Annotated in this window: 19 protein-coding genes; 11 read left to right on the forward strand and 8 right to left on the reverse strand. The window is 65.7% G+C overall.

Annotated features, from left to right (window positions below; genetic code table 11):
- Positions 1-195: 195 nt before the first annotated feature.
- Entirely contained in the window at positions 196-1,461 is a 1,266-nt protein-coding gene (locus QJT82_RS31730) for a flavin-dependent oxidoreductase (RefSeq protein WP_028342960.1), read from the reverse strand.
- 170 nt (positions 1,462-1,631) lie between these two features.
- Here QJT82_RS31730 and QJT82_RS31735 point away from each other — a divergent pair, with 170 nt between their 5' ends.
- Complete coding sequence (locus QJT82_RS31735) at positions 1,632-2,249, forward strand: glutathione S-transferase family protein (RefSeq protein WP_028342961.1); 618 nt, start codon at positions 1,632-1,634, stop codon at positions 2,247-2,249.
- 173 nt (positions 2,250-2,422) lie between these two features.
- On the opposite strand, the gene QJT82_RS31740 is transcribed toward QJT82_RS31735, so the two are convergent.
- Positions 2,423-3,337, reverse strand: a complete 915-nt coding sequence (locus QJT82_RS31740; protein ID WP_028342962.1) for a LysR family transcriptional regulator — start codon at positions 3,335-3,337, stop codon at positions 2,423-2,425.
- Between the two features lie 149 nt (positions 3,338-3,486).
- Between QJT82_RS31740 and QJT82_RS31745 the strand changes: the two genes are divergently transcribed.
- Complete coding sequence (locus QJT82_RS31745; RefSeq protein WP_028342963.1) at positions 3,487-3,909, forward strand: nuclear transport factor 2 family protein; 423 nt, start codon at positions 3,487-3,489, stop codon at positions 3,907-3,909.
- A 78-nt stretch (positions 3,910-3,987) separates the two neighbouring features.
- On the opposite strand, the gene QJT82_RS31750 is transcribed toward QJT82_RS31745, so the two are convergent.
- From QJT82_RS31750 to QJT82_RS31760, 3 genes are all read right to left on the reverse strand, one after another.
- On the reverse strand, positions 3,988-4,674 hold the full coding sequence (locus tag QJT82_RS31750) for a glutathione S-transferase family protein (RefSeq protein WP_028342964.1): 687 nt from the start codon (positions 4,672-4,674) through the stop codon (positions 3,988-3,990).
- Between the two features lie 136 nt (positions 4,675-4,810).
- The gene (locus tag QJT82_RS31755; RefSeq protein ID WP_028342965.1) at positions 4,811-5,137 is read right to left on the reverse strand and encodes a hypothetical protein; all 327 of its coding nucleotides are present in this window, start codon (positions 5,135-5,137) and stop codon (positions 4,811-4,813) included.
- 186 nt (positions 5,138-5,323) lie between these two features.
- The gene (locus QJT82_RS31760; RefSeq protein ID WP_028342966.1) at positions 5,324-6,457 is read right to left on the reverse strand and encodes a site-specific DNA-methyltransferase; all 1,134 of its coding nucleotides are present in this window, start codon (positions 6,455-6,457) and stop codon (positions 5,324-5,326) included.
- A 108-nt stretch (positions 6,458-6,565) separates the two neighbouring features.
- Here QJT82_RS31760 and QJT82_RS31765 point away from each other — a divergent pair, with 108 nt between their 5' ends.
- The 3 genes from QJT82_RS31765 to moaB all read left to right on the forward strand — a co-directional run bounded on the left by QJT82_RS31765 (position 6,566) and on the right by moaB (position 8,522).
- Positions 6,566-6,742 carry a hypothetical protein gene (locus QJT82_RS31765; protein WP_155258673.1) on the forward strand — a complete coding sequence of 59 codons (177 nt, stop codon included), beginning with the start codon at positions 6,566-6,568 and terminating at the stop codon, positions 6,740-6,742.
- 96 nt (positions 6,743-6,838) lie between these two features.
- The gene (locus QJT82_RS31770; protein ID WP_028334795.1) at positions 6,839-7,777 is read left to right on the forward strand and encodes a neutral zinc metallopeptidase; all 939 of its coding nucleotides are present in this window, start codon (positions 6,839-6,841) and stop codon (positions 7,775-7,777) included.
- Positions 7,778-7,958: 181 nt separating this feature from the next.
- Positions 7,959-8,522: a molybdenum cofactor biosynthesis protein B gene (gene moaB, locus QJT82_RS31775; protein WP_028342967.1), complete on the forward strand. Its 564-nt coding sequence runs from the start codon at positions 7,959-7,961 to the stop codon at positions 8,520-8,522.
- 197 nt (positions 8,523-8,719) lie between these two features.
- Here the strand turns inward: moaB and QJT82_RS31780 are convergent, their stop codons facing one another.
- Both QJT82_RS31780 and QJT82_RS31785 read right to left on the reverse strand, forming a co-directional pair.
- Entirely contained in the window at positions 8,720-9,661 is a 942-nt protein-coding gene (locus tag QJT82_RS31780) for a helix-turn-helix domain-containing GNAT family N-acetyltransferase (protein ID WP_028342968.1), read from the reverse strand.
- A gap of 45 nt (positions 9,662-9,706) precedes the next feature.
- Entirely contained in the window at positions 9,707-10,276 is a 570-nt protein-coding gene (locus QJT82_RS31785) for a glycosyl transferase (protein ID WP_028342969.1), read from the reverse strand.
- 164 nt (positions 10,277-10,440) lie between these two features.
- On the opposite strand from QJT82_RS31785, the gene QJT82_RS31790 reads away from it, so the two are divergent.
- The 4 genes from QJT82_RS31790 (at position 10,441) to QJT82_RS31805 (ending at position 14,814) form a co-directional block, all read left to right on the forward strand.
- Positions 10,441-11,607 carry a PA0069 family radical SAM protein gene (locus QJT82_RS31790; protein WP_028342970.1) on the forward strand — a complete coding sequence of 389 codons (1,167 nt, stop codon included), beginning with the start codon at positions 10,441-10,443 and terminating at the stop codon, positions 11,605-11,607.
- A 122-nt stretch (positions 11,608-11,729) separates the two neighbouring features.
- Positions 11,730-12,176, forward strand: a complete 447-nt coding sequence (locus tag QJT82_RS31795) for a VOC family protein (RefSeq protein ID WP_028342971.1) — start codon at positions 11,730-11,732, stop codon at positions 12,174-12,176.
- 76 nt (positions 12,177-12,252) lie between these two features.
- Positions 12,253-13,029 carry a ribonuclease HII gene (locus QJT82_RS31800; protein ID WP_028342972.1) on the forward strand — a complete coding sequence of 259 codons (777 nt, stop codon included), beginning with the start codon at positions 12,253-12,255 and terminating at the stop codon, positions 13,027-13,029.
- A gap of 276 nt (positions 13,030-13,305) precedes the next feature.
- Entirely contained in the window at positions 13,306-14,814 is a 1,509-nt protein-coding gene (locus tag QJT82_RS31805; protein ID WP_028342973.1) for a glycosyltransferase family 39 protein, read from the forward strand.
- 92 nt (positions 14,815-14,906) lie between these two features.
- Here the strand turns inward: QJT82_RS31805 and QJT82_RS31810 are convergent, their stop codons facing one another.
- Positions 14,907-15,719: a uracil-DNA glycosylase gene (locus QJT82_RS31810; protein WP_028342974.1), complete on the reverse strand. Its 813-nt coding sequence runs from the start codon at positions 15,717-15,719 to the stop codon at positions 14,907-14,909.
- Positions 15,720-15,913: 194 nt separating this feature from the next.
- On the opposite strand from QJT82_RS31810, the gene QJT82_RS31815 reads away from it, so the two are divergent.
- Complete coding sequence (locus QJT82_RS31815) at positions 15,914-17,572, forward strand: electron transfer flavoprotein-ubiquinone oxidoreductase (RefSeq protein ID WP_028342975.1); 1,659 nt, start codon at positions 15,914-15,916, stop codon at positions 17,570-17,572.
- Positions 17,573-18,110: 538 nt separating this feature from the next.
- Positions 18,111-19,895, forward strand: coding sequence for a tetratricopeptide repeat protein (locus QJT82_RS31820; protein ID WP_028342976.1), 1,785 nt, complete (start codon positions 18,111-18,113; stop codon positions 19,893-19,895).
- Positions 19,896-20,066 lie beyond the last annotated feature (171 nt).

Genomic DNA, 20,066 nt, shown 5'->3' on the forward strand with positions numbered 1-20,066 from the left:
CATCCTTCCGATCGCGCCATCGCCTTACCAGGGCAAATGCCGCGCTCGCAACTCATAGGGTCACAAGCTCTGAGGAGCGCGCATCTCGCGCGCGTCTCGAAGGGTCGACGGCCACCGGCCGGGCCGTGCACCCTTCGAGACGCCGCTTCACGGCTCCTCAGGGTGACGGTGATAGATCGTGCGCCGCGCTACAACTCAGCCCGCCCGCTGCACGATCGGCGGCTTGGCGTTCAGTCCCTCGACCTGGAAACCGGCGACGCGCTTGTAGTTGGCGGCGATGTCTTCCAGCTCCTGCTGCGACAGCACGTCGGTGACGACCTTGAAGCCGTCAGGCGCGCGCTCCTCGACCAGCTGCATCACCTGCTCCGGGCCGTTGCGGCGGTTCAGCATCACAAGGTCCGTGGTCGCGGGCCGCCGTTCGGCCTCATAGGCCGCGAGCGCCGCCTGCGTCGAGCCATGCGCCAAAATCTCGCGCGTCAGCACACGCGCATCCAAAATCGCCTGCGAGGCGCCGTTGGAGCCGATCGGATACATCGGATGCGCGGCGTCGCCCATCAGCGTGACGCGGCCGAACGTCCATTGCGGGATCGGATCGCGATCGACCAGCGGATATTCGTAGGCATGCGGGCAGTTGCGGATCAGGCCGGGGACATCGAGCCAGTCGAAATTCCAGCTCTCGAACCACGGCAGGAATTCGTCGAGCTTGGCGGTCCGGTTATAGTCCTCGCGGCGCCATTGATAGGTCGGCGGCATGTGCCGCTCGGCGACCCAGTTGATGTCGAACTTGCCGTCGGGGCCGGCCTCCTTCGAGATCGGGTAGCAGACGAATTTCAGGATCTCGTGGCCGGCCATGATCATGGTGCGGCCGGTCAGGAAGGCATCGCCGCGGGTGATGCCGCGCCACAGGATCCGGCCGTTCCAGATCGGCGGCCCCTCCTGCGGATAGAGCTTTTCGCGCACCGCCGAATGGATGCCGTCGGCGGCGATCAGCACCGCGCCGTCATGGCTGCCGGCGGGCTTGCCGGTGGCGCGGTCGATGAAATCGGCGCGGACGCCGTCGGCGGTCTCGGTCCAGCCGGTGAGGTGATGGCTGGTAAGGATGTTCTGAGCTCCCAGCCGTTCGGTCGCGGCATCGAGCAGCAGCTGCTGCAGCCGGCCGCGATGGATCGAGAACTGCGGCCATTTGTAGCCGGCCTCGAGCCCGCGCGGCTCGCTCCAGATCGGCTTGCCATGCTTGGAGAAATAGGCGAGCTCGCGGGTGCGCACCGCTGAAGCGTCGAGCACATCGTGCAGGCCGAGCTCGATCAGTTCGCGCACCGCATGCGGCAGCACGTTGATGCCGACGCCGAGCGGCCTCAGCTCGGGCACGCTCTCGAAGATGCGGGCCCGCACGCCGATCTGGTGCAGGCTGAGCGCCAGCGTCAGCCCGCCAATTCCGCCACCTGCAATGAGCACAGTCATGAAAAATCCCTCAATTGGCATGGTCATCGCACGACGGCACCGCCGTGGGCAAGGTCCGCGGCGCGCGCGGGGTGGACGGCCGATGGCGCCGCCGTTAACCTCCGCGCCGTCAAAACAAGAACCAGAGCCGGGTTCGTAACGAACCGACAACGCTCGGAGAGGACTGCAACATGCTCAAGCTCTATTTTGCTCCCGGCACCTGCGCGCTGGCGTCCCACATCGCGCTGGCCGAGGCCGGCGCGCCCTACACGACCGAGAAGATCGACTTCAAGACCAACCAGCAGAACAGCCCGGAATACCTGAAGATCAATCCGAAGGGCCGCGTGCCGACGCTGGTGACCGATCGCGGCGTGCTGACCGAGACGCCGGCGATGCTGGCCTACATCGCGCAGAGCTTTCCGCAGGCGAAGCTCGCGCCCGACGACGCCTTCGAATTCGCCACGCTGCAGGCCTTCAACTCCTATCTGTGCTCGACGGTGCATATCTGCCACGCCCACAAGATGCGCGGTGCGCGCTGGGCGACGCAGGAGACTTCGTTCGCCGACATGAAGGCGATGGTGCCGAAGACCATGGGCGCTTGCTTCAACCTGATCGAGCGCGACATGCTGAAGGGTCCGTGGGTGATGGGCGAGAACTACACCGTCGGCGATGCCTATCTCTACACGCTGACCCTGTGGCTCGACGGCGATGGGGTCGACATCGCAACGCTGCCCAAGGTGAAGGCGCATCGCGCGGCGATGGAGAGCCGCCCGGCGGTGCAGAAGGTGCTGGCCGAGCAGAAGGCGTAAGCGCAGAGGACAAGGCGGAAGCCAGGAACTCGCTGTCGTCCCGGCGAAAGCCGGGACCCATAACCCCAAATCTTAATTGTGGCGCGACGCTGGGGCCACAGCCCTTCATCCCCAATTCTCAACTGTGGGTATGGGTCCCGGCTTTCGCCGGGACGACGGGGGATAAAGCGCCATTATGCCTTCCTTCCCTCCAGCTCGCGTCCCGTCTCCAGCATCAGCTTGCGCAGCCAGATCGAGCCCGGATCCATCTGCGCCCGTGTCGGATAGAACATGTGCTGCTCGTCGATCCCTGGATCGAGCGGCGGGGTCACCGTCATCAGCGACAATTGCTTCGACAGCGCCGAGATCAGCCGGCGCGGCACGAAGGCGACGAGGTCGGTGCGCGCGGTGACGTGCAGCGCCTCGATATAGCCCGGCACCACCAGCGCGATCCGCCGCTCGATGCCCTTGGCGCGCAGCCAGGTGTCGATCAGGTCCTCGTTCTGGCCGCGGATGATCACGGCGACATGGCGCGCGGCGAGGAACGCTTCGCGCTTCTTCAGCTTCGTGCCGGCGGGGTGGCCGCGCCGCACCGCGAGCGCATCGCTGTCGGTGTAGAGCCGCTGGCGGTGAAAGCCCTTGAAGGAGTCGCCGATCGAGATCACGAGATCGATGGTGCGGGCGAATTCGGGCGTGAAGATCGCAGGTCCCCGCCACGGCACCACGTCGATGGTGACGTTCGGCGCGATCAGCGTCACCTTCTCCATCAGCGGCGGCATCAGGAGCTCGACCGCGAGGTCGGGCATCATCAGGCGAAAGTGCCGGTCGCTGCGCGCGGCGTCGAAATCGTCGGAGACGAACAGCGCGCGCACCTGGTCGAGCGCATGGGCCAGCGGCGAGCGCAGCGCCTGCGCCCGCGGCGTCAGCTCCATCCGCGCGCCGTTGCGCACCAAAAGCGGATCGCCGATCAGGTCGCGCAGCCGCTGCAGCGCGTGGCTGGTCGCCGGCTGCGACAGATTGAGCCGCATCGCGGCGCGGCTGACATTGGCTTCGCGCAGCAGGGCGTCGAGCGCGACCAGCAGATTGAGGTCAAGCGAATTCAAATTCATCAGGTGAATATATATCATACCACCTATCGATTGGAAGAATGCGAAGCCAGGCCGCAGGATTGGGGCAAGGCGTTATCACGCGAGCCGAAGACCGCATCGCGCGAGGAGACGCCTGAAATCAGGCTCTATCAATCGCAAGGAGACGCGCCATGAGCGCAGCCGACAACAAGAAACTGGTGCAGGAGATGTTCGTGATCGCGGGCAGTCCCGATCCTGCGGTGCGCGAGAACTCGCTGTTCATGGCAACGCTTGCCGACGACGCGATCTGGACCGTGACCGGGCAATATTCCTGGTCGCGCACCTTCACCGGCAAGCAATCGATCATCAACGATCTGCACGGCCATGTCCGCTCGAAGCTGGCCGAGCGCGGCCGCACCGTCGCCCATCGGATCCTCGCCGACGGCGACATCGTCGTGGTCGAGGCCAAGGGCAACAACCTCACCAAGCAAGGCCAGCGCTACGACAACGACTATTGCCTGGTGTTCCGCTTCGACGGCGGCCGGATTAAGGAGGTGCGGGAATATTGCGACTCGGTCCTGACCGAGAAGGCGCTCGGCGCGTTTCCCGCGTAGCGGTGCCCCGCTAACGGGCGGCACAAACGAAGACGGCGCCCGTCCGGGCGCCGTCGTCTTGCCGTCGTGTGGATCGGCTTACGCCACCTTGGACTTGAGGTGGCCGAACATGATGTCGCGGGCCGCGTCGTCCATCTCGGCCTTGAAGGTGTGCTTGTCCTTCAGCGCGATCGCGCGTGCCGCCGCCGGCCGCGCCGAGATCTCGTCGACCAGCCGCTTGACGTTCGGATATTTGGCGTAGCCTTCCTCGCCGAGGACGAACGGCGCCATCCGCGCCCAGCCCCAGAACGCCATGTCGACGATCGTGTAGCTGTCGCCGACCATATAGCGCCGTTTCGCCAGGTGATCGTCGAGGATCTTGTAATGGCGGTGCGCCTCGTACTGGTAGCGGTTGTTGGCGTAGTCGAGATCCTTCGGCGCGAAGTGCTTGAAGTGCACGGCCTGGCCGGAATAGGGGCCGAGGCCGGTCGCGATGAACATCAGCCAGGACAGCGTCGCGGCGCGGTTGGCCGGCGTATTGGCGGGCAGGAACTTGCCGTGCTCCTCGGCGAGGTAGAGCAGGATCGCGTTCGAATCGAACACCAGCACGCCGTCATCGTCGATCGCCGGCACCTTGCCGTTCGGGTTGACCTTCAGGAATTCCGGCGCGAACTGCTCGCCCTTGCGGGTGTCGACCGGGATCGCCTCGAACGGCAGGCCGGACTCTTCCAGGAACAGCGCGACCTTGTTCGGGTTCGGCGCACCGTTGAAATAGAATTTGATCATGAAGGGACTCCCTTGGTTCTTGTAACCGGCGAGATCGGGACGCGGCGGGGAAGGCCGCAGACGATCCCCTCATGCGCAAATTTCGCTGCGCTGCGCAAGCGACGAGTTTGTGAATCAGGGTCGCGTGGCGCGCTGGTCAGCCGGCCCAGAAGAAGCCCAGGATACCCGCGACGACCAGCGCGATGCCCGCGACGTCCAGCGCGGCGGCGGAGCGGGTCGCAGCACGCAAATGGGAGACCTGCGTCGCGCGTTTTGATCCCCGCGCGTAGCCATGGACGATGATCTCTTCATTGAACTCGCCATGCGCCTCGAGCGCGAGCGTCAACCCGACGCAGACGAGCAGGATGCCGAAGATGATCAGGCCGAAGAACCCGAGCAGGCCGATCAGCAGCATCGGAAACATGCCGAGCAGGAAGACCGGCAGCAGCGGCACCAGCAGCAAGGTCTCGGATTGTCTGCGCATCGGGCGACCAATCGAAACGGGCAAGTGACGGGCGAGCGTAGGCCCGCTTCGCCGGTGCATCAAGACGGCCCGCGTTCAAGACGGCGTCATCTTTCCCGACGTGTCATTCCCCGATGCGCAATTGCGCATCTGAGGGCGCCGCGAAGCGGCGAGCCCGGAATGACGAGGAAGATTGGTCGGCTTGCCTCAGCCCGCCGCCATCTCGGAGCGGATCTCGGCGCGCAGCTCGTCGATCAGCCGCAGGCCGGTCTTGGTCTCGACGTGCCAGAAAGTCCAGCCGTTGCAGGCGCCCGAGCCCTGCGCGACCGCGCCGATGCGGTGGATCGAGCCGACCTTGTCGCCGAGCATGATGGCGCCGTCGGCGCGCACCAGGGCGCCGTGGCGCTTCTTGGCGTCGACCAGCCTTGCGCCCGGCACGATCATGCCGCGCTCGATCAGTTCGGAGAACGCAACGCGGGGCGCCTCGCGCGCGGTCATGAACGGCGCCAGCGTTGCGTCCGGCAGCGGCTCGATCGCGGCGATGCGCGCCTCGGCGGCAGCCGCATAGGTCCTGTCGCGCTCGAAGCCGATATAGCTGCGGCCGAGGCGCTTGGCGACGGCGCCGGTGGTGCCGGTGCCGTTGAACGGATCGATCACGAGATCGCCGGGCTTCGACGACGACAGCAGCACGCGGGCGAGCAACTGCTCGGGCTTCTGCGTCGGATGCACCTTCTTGCCGTCGCCGTCCTTGAGGCGCTCCTCGCCGGTGCACAGCGGGATCAGCCAGTCGGAGCGTGCCTGCACGTCCTCATTGGACGCCTTCAGCGCTTCGTAATTGAAGGTGTAGCCCTTGGCCTTCTCGTCGCGCGCGGCCCAGATCATGGTCTCGTGCGCGTTGGTGAAGCGGCGGCCGCGGAAGTTCGGCATCGGATTGGACTTGCGCCACACGATGTCGTTCAGGAGCCAGAAGCCGAGGTCCTGCATGATGGCGCCGACGCGGAAGATATTGTGATAGGAGCCGATCACCCACAGCGTTGCCGACGGCTTCATCACGCGGCGGCAGGCCAGCAGCCAGGCGCGGGTGAAATCGTCATAGGCAGCGAACGACGAGAACTTGTCCCAGTCGTCGTTGACGGCATCGACATGCGACTCATCGGGGCGCTTGAGGTCGCCCTTGAGCTGCAGATTGTAGGGAGGATCCGCGAAGACCAGGTCGACCGAGCCGGCCTGAAGCTTCGACAATTCGGCCACGCAATCGCCAATGACGATGTGGCTCGATGGGGCACTCTCAAATTTAGTGCGGGGCGCCCTTGCAGACGCCCCGCGACGCGACACTACCATGACTCAAGAACTCTGACTCAGGCGACGCTGTCGGCGACGCGGGACTAAACAACCGACTGGCGCCACATTGACCCGGCAAAGTAAAAATCGACTTAATTGGAAATCTTCATGCTAAAGATTGCAGCATCTTTTGCGCGGCATGGCGCGGTGCTGTCGGCGTTGTGCTGCAACATCAGCGCGTTCGGCGAAAAAATTTGCGGATCATCAAACCGGCACGATTCGCGCGGTAGATTCGCCCTCATTCGCAGCCGTTTGCACCGCAAGGATGCGCGCCTTCCGGACTAGGCAATTATTGCCGGGCAGGATATTGATTAACAGAATGGAAATTTTAAGTTGGAGTGTCCCGCGTTGGGTCGCCGACTGGAATGAAGGGAAACCGCCATGCGCTATGATGATTTCCGCCGCAGCGACGACATCGAAGACCGTCGCGATGAAGGCGGGATGGGCGGAGGTGGCGGTGGCGGCTTCGGCATTCCGATGGGTGGTGGCGGGCTCGGCATCGGCACCATCATCGTGCTCGGCCTGCTCGGCTATGCCTTCGGCATCGACCCGCGCATTCTGATCGGCGGCGCCGAGATTCTCACCGGCGGCGGCCAGGCGCCGACCTACCAGACCGACCGGCAGTCGTCGGGCGGGCAGGCCAAGCGCGGCGCGCCGACCGACGAGATGGGCAGCATGATCGCCGGCATCCTGGGCGAGATCGACGATCGCTGGAGCGAGATCTTCAAGGCCAGCGGCCAGACCTACACCGGTCCGAAGATCGTGTTGTTCCGCAACGCCACCAATGGCGGCCGCTGCGGCATGGCGCAGTCGGCGATGGGACCGTTCTACTGCCCGCCGGACAAGACCATCTTCCTCGACACCGGCTTCTTCCGCGAGGTCGAGACGCGCTTCCGCGGCTGCTCGGGCAACGCCTGCAAGTTCACCGCGGCCTATATCATCGCGCATGAAGCCGGCCATCACATCCAGAACCTGCTCGGCATCATTCCGCGCGTGAACCGGCTGCAGCAGCAGGCCGGCAGCAAGGCCGAGGCCAACGCGCTGCAGGTCAAGGTCGAGCTGCAGGCCGATTGCCTCTCCGGCGTCTGGGTCAATCGCGAGGAGAAGAAGCGGCCGGGCTTCCTCGAGGCCGGCGATATCGACGCCGCGCTGACCACCGCGAACGCGATCGGCGACGACACGCTGCAGCGGCAGGCAACGGGCAGGGTGGTGCCTGATTCCTTCACCCACGGCTCCGCCGCGCAGCGCAAGGAGTGGTTCATGAGGGGCTACCAGCAGGGCACAGTGCAGGCCTGCAACACGTTCGGCGGTAGCTTGTAGCTCTAGACCGCGTCATCCCCGGATGAGCGCATTCGCGCTCACTCGGGAGGTGCTCGCCTCTTCGGCGAGCCTCGAAGGATGAAGCGCCCGTGGCCCATCCTTCGAGGCTCGCCCAGCGGTGCAAGTCCACCGCAAGGCGGGCACCTCAGGATGACGTCAGCGGGATGGGAAAGAGGTGTAGATGTCCTCACTCGACGAATCCAAATCATTCATCCCGCTCAACATCGCGGTGCTGACGATTTCCGACACCCGCTCGCTGGCGGATGACAAGTCGGGCACCACGCTGGCCGACCGTCTCACCGCGGCCGGCCACAAGCTCGCGGCGCGGGAGATCGTCACCGACGATGTCGAGGCGATCAGGGCCGTGATCCGGCGCTGGATCGCCGATCCTGCCGTCGATGCCGTCATCACCACCGGCGGCACCGGCTTCACCGGCCGCGACGTGACGCCGGAGGCGGTCGAGCCGCTGTTCGAGAAGCGGATGGACGGCTTTTCGATCGCCTTCCACATGCTGAGCCACGCCAAGATCGGGGCGTCGACGATCCAGAGCCGCGCCACCGCCGGCGTTGCGGGCGCGACCTTCATCTTCTGCCTGCCCGGTTCGCCCGGCGCCTGCCGCGACGGCTGGGACGGCATTTTGGCCGCGCAGCTCGACTACCGCACGCGCCCCTGCAATTTCGTCGAGATCATGCCGCGGCTGGATGAACATCTGCGCCGCCCGAAGGCGAAGGGCGCGAGCGCGTAGCAGCCGTCATTCCCCGATGCGCAATTGCGCATCTGAGGGCATCGCGCAGCGATGAGCCCGGAATCTCAAGGGTGAGCTGCCGTAGCCCGGATGGAGCGGAGCGAAATCCGGGGCAGTCTCTTCCGCGGCCGCATCGTTCCCGGATTGCGCTGCGCTCCATCCGGGCTACGCAGTCCAGACTTCTCGGCGCTGCGGCTTTACAACTCCAGCTCCCAGGTCTCGCCGACCAGGTCGACCCCAAAGCTGTGATGCTTCTCTTCTTTCACCCGCTGAAAACCGGCGCGGGCGTAGATGCCGCGCGCGGCGACCAGGATGCTCTGGGTCCACAGCGTCATCTTTTTGTAGCCCTTCTCGCGCGCGGCGCGGATGCATTGCTCGACCAGGGCGCGGCCGACGCCGAGCCCGCGCGCCTTCTCCTCCACCAGCAGCAGGCGCAGCTTGGCGACCCCGTCGCCGCCGTCGACCAGGAAGATCGAGCCGACCGGCTCGCCGTCGACCTCCGCGATCCAGCAATGCTCGCGGGCGGGATCGAACGATCGCAGAAACTGCGCGCAGATCTCGGCCACCAACGCCTCGTAGCTGATGTCCCAGCCATATTCCTCCGCGTAGGCTTGTCCCTGCCGCGAGACGACCCAGCCCATGTCGCCGACGCGATGGCTGCGCAGCAGGAAGCCGACCGGTTTCCCGGCGGGCGGCTCCAGCGATAGCTCGATCGTGCTCATGGCGCGCACCACCGCGGCGCGACGGTCGCTGTCCATCTGCTTCAATAGCGCCCCGACCTCGCTGCGCGAGCGGCGGTCGAGATCGGCGGCAGCAGTGCGGCCCTTGGCGGTGAGGGCCACCTCGTTGACGCGCTTGTCGGCCTTCGAGGGCTTGCGTGTCACGATCTGGCGCTTTTGCAGCGCCGCCAGCGTGCGGCTGACGAAGCCGGCATCTAGGTCGAGATCGCGCACCAGATCGGTCGCGGTGCAATTTTCGCGTTGCGCGAGCTCGTAGATGATCCGCGCTTCCTGCAACGTGAATGGCGAGTGCAGCAGCTTCGGCTCGATGATGCCGAGCTTGCGGGTATAGAACCGGCTGAAGCCGCGGATCGCGGCGACTTGGCTCTCGAGGGCGGTGTCATGGGAATTTGATTTCATCAAGTATATTATTTGACGGAATCAAATAATCCGCAAGCGCTTTATTCAGGCCACCATGATCCGGCTGCGCAGCATGGTGCGGGAGGAGCGGCCAAGCCGGCGCAGCAGGCGCGCCTCGGAGCGGCGGGCATCGGGCCGGTAGCCGCCGATCCGCTCGTAATGTTCGCGCGCGATCAAAAGGCCTTGTTCGGCCGAAGGCCCGGTGATCATCCGGGCGACGAATTTGAGGCCGTCGCGCAGGCCGGGGTCGGTGTAGGGCGCGCGGGCGTAGCGGAAGATGCCGGCGCGGTCCTTGCCGCTGGCCGCCACCATCTGGATGAACTGGGTGGATTCCTCGATCCAGCCGGCATCGAGCACCGCGCCCGGATGCAGGAACATCAGCCAAGGCGACCGCGCCTGCCGCGCGCCTGCCGCAAGCGCTGCGGCGCGCGTGCCCTCGAAGCGCAGGAAGCGGCAGCCGGCGACGTCGGCGACGCGCTCCATCACATCGCTGTTGCTGCGGTCGACCAGCAGCACTTCGCGGATGACACCCGCGGCCGCGCCCGGCACCAGCGCCGCCAGGGTTGCGACCGCGGTGCGCTCGACGCCGTCGGTTGGAATGATCACGCTCAGCATGATTTTGAGGCTTCGATGGCTCAAACGATGGACAAACTCCGGCCGTGTTATCACCTTGTCATATTCAAAGCAGCCTGTTCGCCTGCAGAATTTTGTAGCAAGGTTCTGTGGAATTTCTCCGTTCATGTTCTTGATTTGTTCTCGTGCTGTGTTAGCTTCAGAACATGAGCCGAGCATCCTCTCATGCCCTCAAGCACCCGCCGGTAACGGCGCCCTCCGATAACCCGGCGGGTGCACCTTCCCCTTTTCCCGAGCTTGCGGTCGCGATCGAGCGCGAGCGGCGGCGCGGCCGCGGCGCGCAGTCCAACGCCAGCGGCCGCTACGAGGCCGGGGCCCGCGTCGCCTTCGACGACGGCTGGCAGAGCCTCGAAGATTTGCCGCCGTTCACGACCAGCGTGGCGCTCGACACCTCGCGCAAGGTGATCACCCGCAACGACTCGCCCGACATCGGCTTCGACCGATCGATCAATCCCTATCGCGGCTGCGAGCACGGCTGCGTCTATTGCTTCGCGCGGCCGACCCACGCCTATCTCGGCCTGTCGCCGGGGCTGGACTTCGAATCGAAGCTGTTCGCCAAGCCGGATGCACCCGCGCTGCTCGAGAAGGAACTGGCGGCGCCGGACTACGAGGCGCGGATGATCGCGATCGGCACCAACACCGATCCCTATCAGCCGATCGAACGCGACCGGAAGATCATGCGCAGCATCCTCGAGGTGCTCGAGCGCGCCGGCCATCCCGTCGGCATCGTCACCAAGTCGGCGCTGGTGACCCGCGACATCGACATCCTGGCGCGGATGGCCAAGCGCAATCTCGCCAAGGTCGCGCTCTCGGTGACGACGCTCGACCCGAAGCTCGCCCGCACCATGGAGCCGCGGGCGTCGACCCCGCCGAAGCGGCTCGAGGCGATCAAGCGGCTCGCCGACGCCGGCATCCCGACCACGGTGATGGTCGCCCCCGTGATCCCGGCGCTGAACGACTCCGAGATCGAGCGCATCCTCGATGCCGCCGCGCATGCCGGCGCCAGGGAGGCGAGCTACGTGCTGCTGCGCCTGCCGCTCGAGGTGCGCGATCTGTTCCGCGAATGGCTGATGGCGAATTATCCCGACCGCTACCGTCACGTCTTCACGCTGATCCGCGACATGCGCGGCGGCCGCGACTACGACTCGCAATGGGGCACCAGGATGAAGGGCACCGGCCCGATGGCCTGGATGATCGGCCGCCGCTTCGAGATCGCCTGCGAAAAGCTCGGCCTCAACAAGCGGCGGACCAAGCTGACCACCGATCACTTCGCCAAGCCGAAGCGCAGCGGACAGCAACTCAGTCTATTCTAGGTGAGGGTGTAGCCCGGATGGAGGGCAGCGAAATCCGGGGCTCGTCGACCCCTGGCCAAAGATTTCCCGGATTTCGCTTCGCTCCATCCGAGCTACGAACATAACAATGAGTGAGTGCAAGAATGAGTAACACCCCGACCGCACGCTTAACCGTCCTCACGCTCGGCGTCAGCGACATGCGCGCCAGCATCGCCTTTTATGAATCGCTCGGCTTCACCAGGAAGATGCGCGCGACCGGCGAGGAGGTTGCCTTCTTCGAGACCGGCGGCACCGTGCTCGGCCTGTTCCCGTGGCATCTGCTCGCCGCCGATGCGGGGCTGCCGGATCAGCCGCGGCCGTCAGCGTTCCGCGGCGTCGCGATCGCCTGGAACTGCAACGACGACGCCGAGGTCGATCGCGTGATGGCGTTCGCGCTGTCGAAAGGCGCCAGGCTGCTGAAGCCCGCGCAGCCCACCAGCTATGGCGGCTATTGCGGCTATTTCGGCGATCCCGACGGCCACGCCTGGGAAGTGGTGCGCGCGCCGGGCTTTGAGGTTCGCGACGACCGCCGGGTGTCAATTCCCGATTAGAGCGGCGAATTGAATAGCGGGGAAGGGCGCCAGGTTCCCGGTTGCGCCGCGGGCCGGGCTTGATCACGATCCCCGCATGATTCGGGACAAGTCCAACAGCACGGTTAAGACCGCGTCGAAGAAGAAACCGGCCGAGCCGCCCAAGCCGGACAAGCGCGTCATCGTGGTGACGCGGCCGAGCTTTCGGCGCGAGCGCGCGCTGATCAAGCGCGGCGTCTGGCCGGTCGCCGGCTGCGACGAGGCCGGGCGCGGGCCGCTGGCGGGTCCCGTGGTCGCCGCCGCCGTGGTGCTGGACCCAAATCGGATTCCCAAGGGCCTCGATGATTCGAAGCGGCTGACCGTCGAGCGCCGCGAGGAACTGTTCGAGGAGATCTGCGCCACATCGGCGTTCTCGGTCGCGGTGGCGTCGCGGGCGCGGATCGATCGCGACAACATCCTGCGCGCCTCGCTGTGGGCGCTCGCGCGCGCCGTGCATGCGCTGCCGGAAATGCCGAAGCACGTCTTCGTCGACGGCCGCGACAAGCTCGCCACGCCCTGCGACTGCGACGCCGTGATCGGCGGCGACGGCATCGTGGCCTCGATCGCGGCGGCCTCGATCATCGCCAAGGTGACGCGCGATCGCCTGATGTGCGCGCTGGCGCTGGATTGTCCCGGTTACGGCTTCGAGCAGCACAAGGGCTATGCGGTCCCCGAGCACCTCGAGGCGCTCGACCGGCTCGGCCCCAGCAGCCATCACCGCACCTTCTTCGCGCCCGTCGTCGCCGCGCGGCTGAAGCATTTCCCGGTCCCGGCGGAGCCGGATCTGTTCACGATCGACGCCGAAAGCGAAGCCGCGGCCTCCGAAGCGGCGTAGGCGCACCGTCTCCAACCACGCGACGCTGTCATCGCCCGCGAAAGCGGGCGATCCAGTATTCCAGAGGCAGTCGTTTTTGATCGAGAGGCCGCGGCGTACTGGATCACCCGCTTTCGCGGGTGATGACAGCGGAAGCGGGGGATGACAGCGGAGACTGAGACTTTACAGTGCAGTCTGGCGCGACACCGTTGCCTCCACCGCCGCCGCCGTTTATCAAAAACCCTCGGGATCAGATGGCGCCGCTTGATAGGGGTGGCTGGGCATTTCAGGCGTTTCATGCGGTTTACCTCCCTGGTTGTCGAACTGATCCGCGCCCGGCCGCGCCTCGTGGTCTGGATCGTGGTGCTGGCGCAGGCCGCGATCTGGCTGTTCCTGCCGGCCATCTTCTACGGCAGCCCGCCCGGCAACCTCGCCGCCATCCTCGCCTTCGGCCGCGAATACCAGGTCGGCACCGACATGGGGCCGCCGCTCGCGTTCTGGCTCGCCGACATCGCCTTCCGCGCCGTCGGCAATCACGTGTTCGGCGTCTATCTCCTGGCGCAGGTCTGCGAAATCGTCACCTTCATCGCCTTCTACGCCCTGGCGCGCGCCATCGTCGGCGGCCCGCAGGGCGTGCTGGCGGTGCTGCTGTCGATGACGGTGGTGGTGTTCTCCTCGCCGAGCGTCGAGTTCGGCCCGCTGATCCTGGCGCGCCCGCTCTGGGCGCTGCTGCTGCTGCATTCCTGGCAATTGATCGGGCAGAACCGGCGCAGCGCCTGGTTCGCCTGGTCGATCGATTGCGGCCTCCTGCTGCTGACGACGCCGGCGGCGATCGGCATGATCCTGCTCGTGACAGGCTTTGCGCTCGCAACCGAGCGCGGGCGGCGCATGCTCAAATCGGTCGATCCGATCTACGCGCTGCTGGTCATCATCGTGCTGGCGCTGCCCTACCTGATCTGGCTGGTCCGCGCCGACGTGCTGGCGCTGCCGGCCTTGCCTGCACTCGCCGATCTCAAGGCGCGCGCGCTGCGCTGGGGCGTGGTGCTCGGCGGGCTGATCGTGGCGACCACCGCGATCGCGCTGCTGGCGATCTTCAATTCGCGCTGGTTCGCTGGCAAGACCGAGGATGCCCCGATCATCTACCGTCCGCCGGTCAGTCCGCTGGCGCGGCAATTCGTGTATTTCTTCGCGTTCGCGCCGGCGATCGCGAGCAGCTTCGTCTCCGGGCTGTTCAATCTCGATCGCGCGTTCGGCGGCGCCGGCGTGGCGCTGCTGATGTCCGGGCTCGCCGTCGTCGTCGCGACCGGCGATATGATCCCGCTGAGGCGGCAGCGGCTGCTGCGTTCGGTCTGGGCCCTGGCGGTCGCGGCGCCCGCCGCGCTGGCGCTGGCGGCGGCGCTGTTCCTGCCCTGGACCAGCACCACGGAAGCGTCCACCTCGCTGCCGGCAGCCGCGATGGGCCGCTTCTTCGATGACAGCTATGAGCGCCGCACCAACCAGCGCCTGCGCGCGGTGGCCGGCGATCCCGAACTTGCCAGCCTGATTGCGATGAACCGCCGCCGCCCGCATCTCTTGCTCGACGCCACGCCGCAGCGGACGCCGTGGCTGTCGGTCGCAAAATTCAACGAGACCGGCGGCGTCGTGGTGTGGCGCGCACAGGACACCGCCGGTACGCCGCCGCCCGACATCGCGCAGCGCTTCCCCGGCCTCGTGCCGGAAGTGCCGCGTTCGTTCGACCGGCTGGTCAACGGCCGGCAGCCGGTGCTGCGGATCGGCTGGGCGATCGTGCGGCCGAAGGGGTCGTAGACGTCAAATTCGTAGGGTGGGTAGAGCGAAGCGAAACCCACCATTCTCTCCGCGGCTGGAGCGGCGATGGGTTTCGCTGCGCTCTACCCATCCTACGAAGCAAGCACCTTTGCGATCGCGCGCAGATCCTGCCATGACAGCCGCTTGTACGACGGCGAGCGCAGCAGATAGGCCGGATGGAAGGTGGCGACGGCGCGGATCGTGCGGGTGCCGGTGTCGTAGTCGATCCATTTGCCGCGCGTGCGCATGATGCCCTCGCGCGTGCCGAGCAGCGCCTGCGTCGAGGGATTGCCGAGCGTCACCAGCACGTCGGGATTCACGAGTTCGATATGGCGCTGGATGAAGGGCAGGCACACCTGCGTCTCCTGCGGCGTCGGCGTGCGGTTGCCGGGCGGCCGCCACGGGATCACGTTGGCGATATAGGCCTTGCTGCGGTCGAGCCCAATCGCGGCGATCATGCGGTCGAGCAGCTTGCCGGAGCGGCCGACGAACGGCAGGCCCTCGATGTCCTCGTCGCGGCCGGGCGCCTCGCCGACGAACATCACGCGCGCTTGCGGGTTACCGTCGGCGAACACCAGCCTGGTCGCGGTGTGCTTGAGCGCGCAGCCGTCGAAATTCTCCATCAGCGTGCGCAACGCCTCGAGCGTCGGCGCGGTCCGCGCCGCCTCGCGCGCGGAGGCGATCGCCGCATCCGGCGCCACGGTGATTTCGCTGCGCGGAACTGACGGCATCGGCGGCGGACGCAGCGGATTGAGCGCAACTGATGGACGCGGCGCGGCAGGGGCGGGAACTGGCTCGGGCTCCTCGAGCCGGTTGATCGGCGCATCGCCGAGCGCGCAATCGACCCCGGCCTCGAGGTAAAAGGCAAGCAATTGCTGCAGTGTAGGGGTGGGCTCGGGCGGCAGGGCCATCATGGGTGTAATTTTAGCATGAACGGGAAAAGTGCAGGCTGGTTTTTGGAAAAGATTATGCTCCTGTGGCGTCGCGGCCGCGCGAAACCTCGCCAAGTGCAATTCCATGGTTGTCCTTGCGCTAAAAATCGGAAACAACGACCTCTGAAAAGCTTAGAAGCGTTCTCAATGGGCTGAGATCAAAGATCATGAGTGCTGAAGACCTTCCTCCGCGCGAGTCTATGGAATTCGACGTCGTCATCGTCGGCGCCGGCCCGTCGGGCCTGTCGGCCGCGATCCGGCTGAAGCAGCTCAATCCGGAGCTCTCGATCGTCGTGGTGGAGAAGGGCTCCGAGGTCGGCGCGCACATCCTGTCGGGTGCGGTGATCGATCCGGCCGGCCTCGACAAGCTCGTGCCCGATTGGCGCGAGGACGCCGACTGTCCCCTGAAGACGCAGGTCAAGGACGACCGCTTCTACTGGACGACGTCGCAAGGCTGGTTCCGCCTGCCGAACTTCATCATGCCGCCGCTGATGAACAATCATCACTGCTACATCGGCTCGCTCGGCAATGTCTGCCGCTGGCTGGCACCGAAGGCGGAAGCGCTCGGCGTCGAGATCTATCCGGGCTTCGCCGCCACCGAAGTGCTCTATGACGACAAGGGCGCGGTGCGCGGCATCGCCACCGGCGACATGGGCATCGCCAGGGACGGCAGCCACAAGGATTCCTACACCCGCGGCATGGAGCTGCTCGGCAAGTACACGCTGTTCGCCGAAGGCGCACGCGGCTCGCTGTCCAAGCAGCTGATCGCGAAGTTCAAACTCGATGCCAACTCCGAGCCGCCGAAGTTCGGCATCGGCCTCAAGGAGGTCTGGCAGATCGACCCGGCGAAGCACAAGAAGGGTCGGGTTCAGCACACGCTCGGCTGGCCGCTGAACGACAAGACCGGCGGCGGCTCGTTCCTCTATCACTACGACGACAACCGCGTCGCGGTCGGCTTCGTGGTGCATCTGAACTACAACGATCCGTATCTGTCGCCGTTCGACGAATTCCAGCGCTTCAAGACCCATCCCGATGTCCGCGAACTGTTCGAGGGCGGCAAGCGGCTTGCCTATGGCGCGCGCGCCATCACCGAGGGCGGCTACCAGTCGGTGCCGCGGCTCTCGTTCCCGGGCGGCGCGCTGATCGGCTGCGCGGCGGGCTTCGTCAACGTGCCGCGCATCAAGGGCGTCCACAATGCGATGGGCTCCGGCATGCTCGCCGCCGAGCATGTCGCGGGCGCACTCGGCGCCGGCCGCGCCAATGACGAACTGGTCGAATACGAGAACGCCTGGCGCTCGTCGGCGATCGGCAAGGACCTGTTCAAGGTCCGCAATGCCAAGCCGTTGCTGTCGAAGTTCGGCAACCTGCTCGGAATGGCGCTCTCCGGCTTCGACATGTGGTGCAATACGCTCGGCTTCTCGCTGTTCGGCACCCAGTCGCACGCCAAGCCGGACCGCAAGACGCTCGATCCGTCCAAGCAGCACCAGCCGATTGCCTATCCGAAGCCGGACGGCAAAATCTCGTTCGACAAGCTGTCGTCGGTGTTCCTGTCCAACACCAACCATGAGGAGGACCAGCCGGTCCACCTCAAGGTCGCCGACCTCAATCTGCAGAAGACCTCGGAACACGACGTGTTCGCCGGCCCCTCCAACCGCTACTGCCCGGCCGGCGTTTATGAATGGGTCGAGGAGTCGTCAGGCCCGCGCTTCCAGATCAACGCCCAGAACTGCGTCCACTGCAAAACCTGCGACGTGAAGGACCCCAACGGCAACATCACCTGGGTTCCGCCGGAGGGCGGCGGCGGTCCGAACTACGAGGCGATGTAAGGCGACGGTGCTCTCAAGGCGGCCGACCACTTTTGCGTGAGGCGGCCGCGCGAGTCGCCGCAACCTGCGTTGCGCCTCTCCTCTTGTGGGAGAGGCTGGATTGCATCGACAGATGCAATCCGGGTGAGGGTACCGGTCCATCGAGGGACTTCGATCGACGGATAGACCTGAATCCCTCACCCGGAATTCAAGCTTTCGCTTGAATTCCGACCTATCCCACAAGGGGAGAGGTGGAACTGGCCGCGTGGCGAGCCTCTTGGGGCGCTTTTTGCGTTCGCGCGCGAATATGCCCGGCCCGGTCACGATACCGCCATAGTGGAAGCGTCTTGCGGGGGCCGGCTGGATCGGCGGGCCTAAAGGCCTAATCTGCCAATTGATTCGTCATGGATTGCCTTTGGGCGATCCTTGCGGATAAGCGCCAAAAGCGGCATTGTCCCCCGCCGTGATGCCGCCGCTTGGGTTCGCATTTTGAGACTGATCGCAAGATCTTGGCCATAAAATCCATCTTGGCGTAAATCCCTGGAGCAAGGCGACCGTGATGCTGTCCACCCGATTCCACCGCCTGACGATTGCCGTTCTCGCTGCCGCGGCGCTTGCCGTCCCTGCGCAGCTTGCAGCGCAAACGCCGGACCATCCGACCGACAATACCGCGCAATTCCCGTCCAAGAACGACCTGAAGTCGCTGACCACCGCCGGCAGCTATCTCGCCGCTCGCCACGCCAGCGTCGAGCGCGATGCGACCTCGGCCGCGGCGTTCTACCGCTCGGCGCTGCGCACCGACCCGAAGAATTCCGAGCTGCTCGACCGCGCCTTCATCTCCTCGCTCGCCGACGGCGACATCGAGGAGGCGGTCAAGCTTGCCGACCGCATCCTGACCCAGGACAAGGCCAACCGCGTCGCGCGCCTGGTCGTCGGCGTGCGCGATCTCAAGCTGAAGAAATATGCCGCCGCGCAGTCCAACATCAACCAGTCGGTGCGCGGCCCGATCACCGATCTCGTCGCGACGCTGCTGTCGGCCTGGGCCGCCTATGGCGCCGGCGACGGCAAGGCCGCGGTCGCCTCGATCGACAAGCTGACCGGCCCCGAGTGGTACCCGATCTTCAAGGACCTGCATGCCGGCATGATCTACGAGCTGTCCGGCAAGGAGAAGGATGCCGGCGCCCGCTTCGAGCGCGTCTACAAGCTCGACGATTCGATGCTGCGCACGGTCGACGAATATGCGCGCTGGACCTCGCGCAACAAGGACGCGGCCGCCGCGACCGCGATGTACGAGGCCTTCGACAAGAAGTTGCCGCGTCACCCGCTGGTGCTGGAAGGCATCAAGGAGACCAAGGCCGGCAAGAAGCTGCCGCCGCTGGTCGAGTCACCGCAGGCCGGCGCGGCCGAGGCGCTGTACGGCATCGGCGCGACGCTGACCCGCCGCGGCGGCGAGGACCTCGCGCTGGTCTATCTGCAGCTCGCGCTCTATCTGCAGCCCAACCATCCGTTGGCGCTGCTGTCGCTCGCCGATCTCTATGAGTCGGTGAAGAAGCCGCAGATGGCGATCAAGGTCTACGAGCGGATGCCGGCGTCCTCGCCGCTGAAGCGCAACGCGCAGATCCAGCTCGCGACCAATCTCGATGCCGCCGACCGCAGCGACGAGGCGATCAAGATCCTCAAGGAAGTCACCTCGGATCAGCCGAAGGACATCGAGGCGATCCTGGCGCTCGGCAATATCGAGCGCGGCCGCAAGAAGTTCGCCGACTGCGCCACCACCTATTCGCAGGCGATCGACGCGCTGCCGGCCGGCGGCGACAAGAACGCCTGGGTCACCTATTACTATCGCGGCATCTGCGAGGAGCGCTCCAAGCAGTGGAACAAGGCCGAGGCCGACATGCGCAAGGCGCTCGAGCTGCAGCCCGAGCAGCCGCATGTGCTGAACTATCTTGGCTATTCCTGGATCGACCAGGGCATCAACCTCGACGAAGGCATGAAGATGATCAAGCGTGCCGTCGATCAGCGTCCTGACGACGGCTACATCGTCGACTCGCTCGGCTGGGCCTACTACCGGATCGGCAATTACGAGGAGGCGGTGAAGAACCTCGAGCGCGCGATCGATCTGAAGCCGGAAGATCCGACCATCAACGACCATCTCGGCGACGCCTACTGGCGCGTCGGCCGCACCCTGGAAGCCAAGTTCCAGTGGGCGCATGCCCGCGACCTCAAGCCCGAGCCGGAAGAGCTGCCGAAGATCCAGGCCAAGATCGACAACGGCCTGCCGGACGATACCTCCAACGCCGCCGCTGCCGAGAAGAAGAAGGACGACGACGGCAAGGGCGGCTAGAGATAGCGGTGCGGCAAATTCGGCGTCGTCCCTGCGAAAGCAGGGACCCATAACCAGTGCGCAATTGCGCACCAGGCAGGGACGACGGCGGTGGATGCGGCGCTCGGGCCGGGATACCCCCTGGAATTTCCATCCAAACAAAGGGATAGGATCGTACGGCGATTTACGCTA

The organism is Bradyrhizobium sp. Mp19 (genome assembly GCF_029952935.1).
Lineage (GTDB): Bacteria > Pseudomonadota > Alphaproteobacteria > Rhizobiales > Xanthobacteraceae > Bradyrhizobium > Bradyrhizobium elkanii.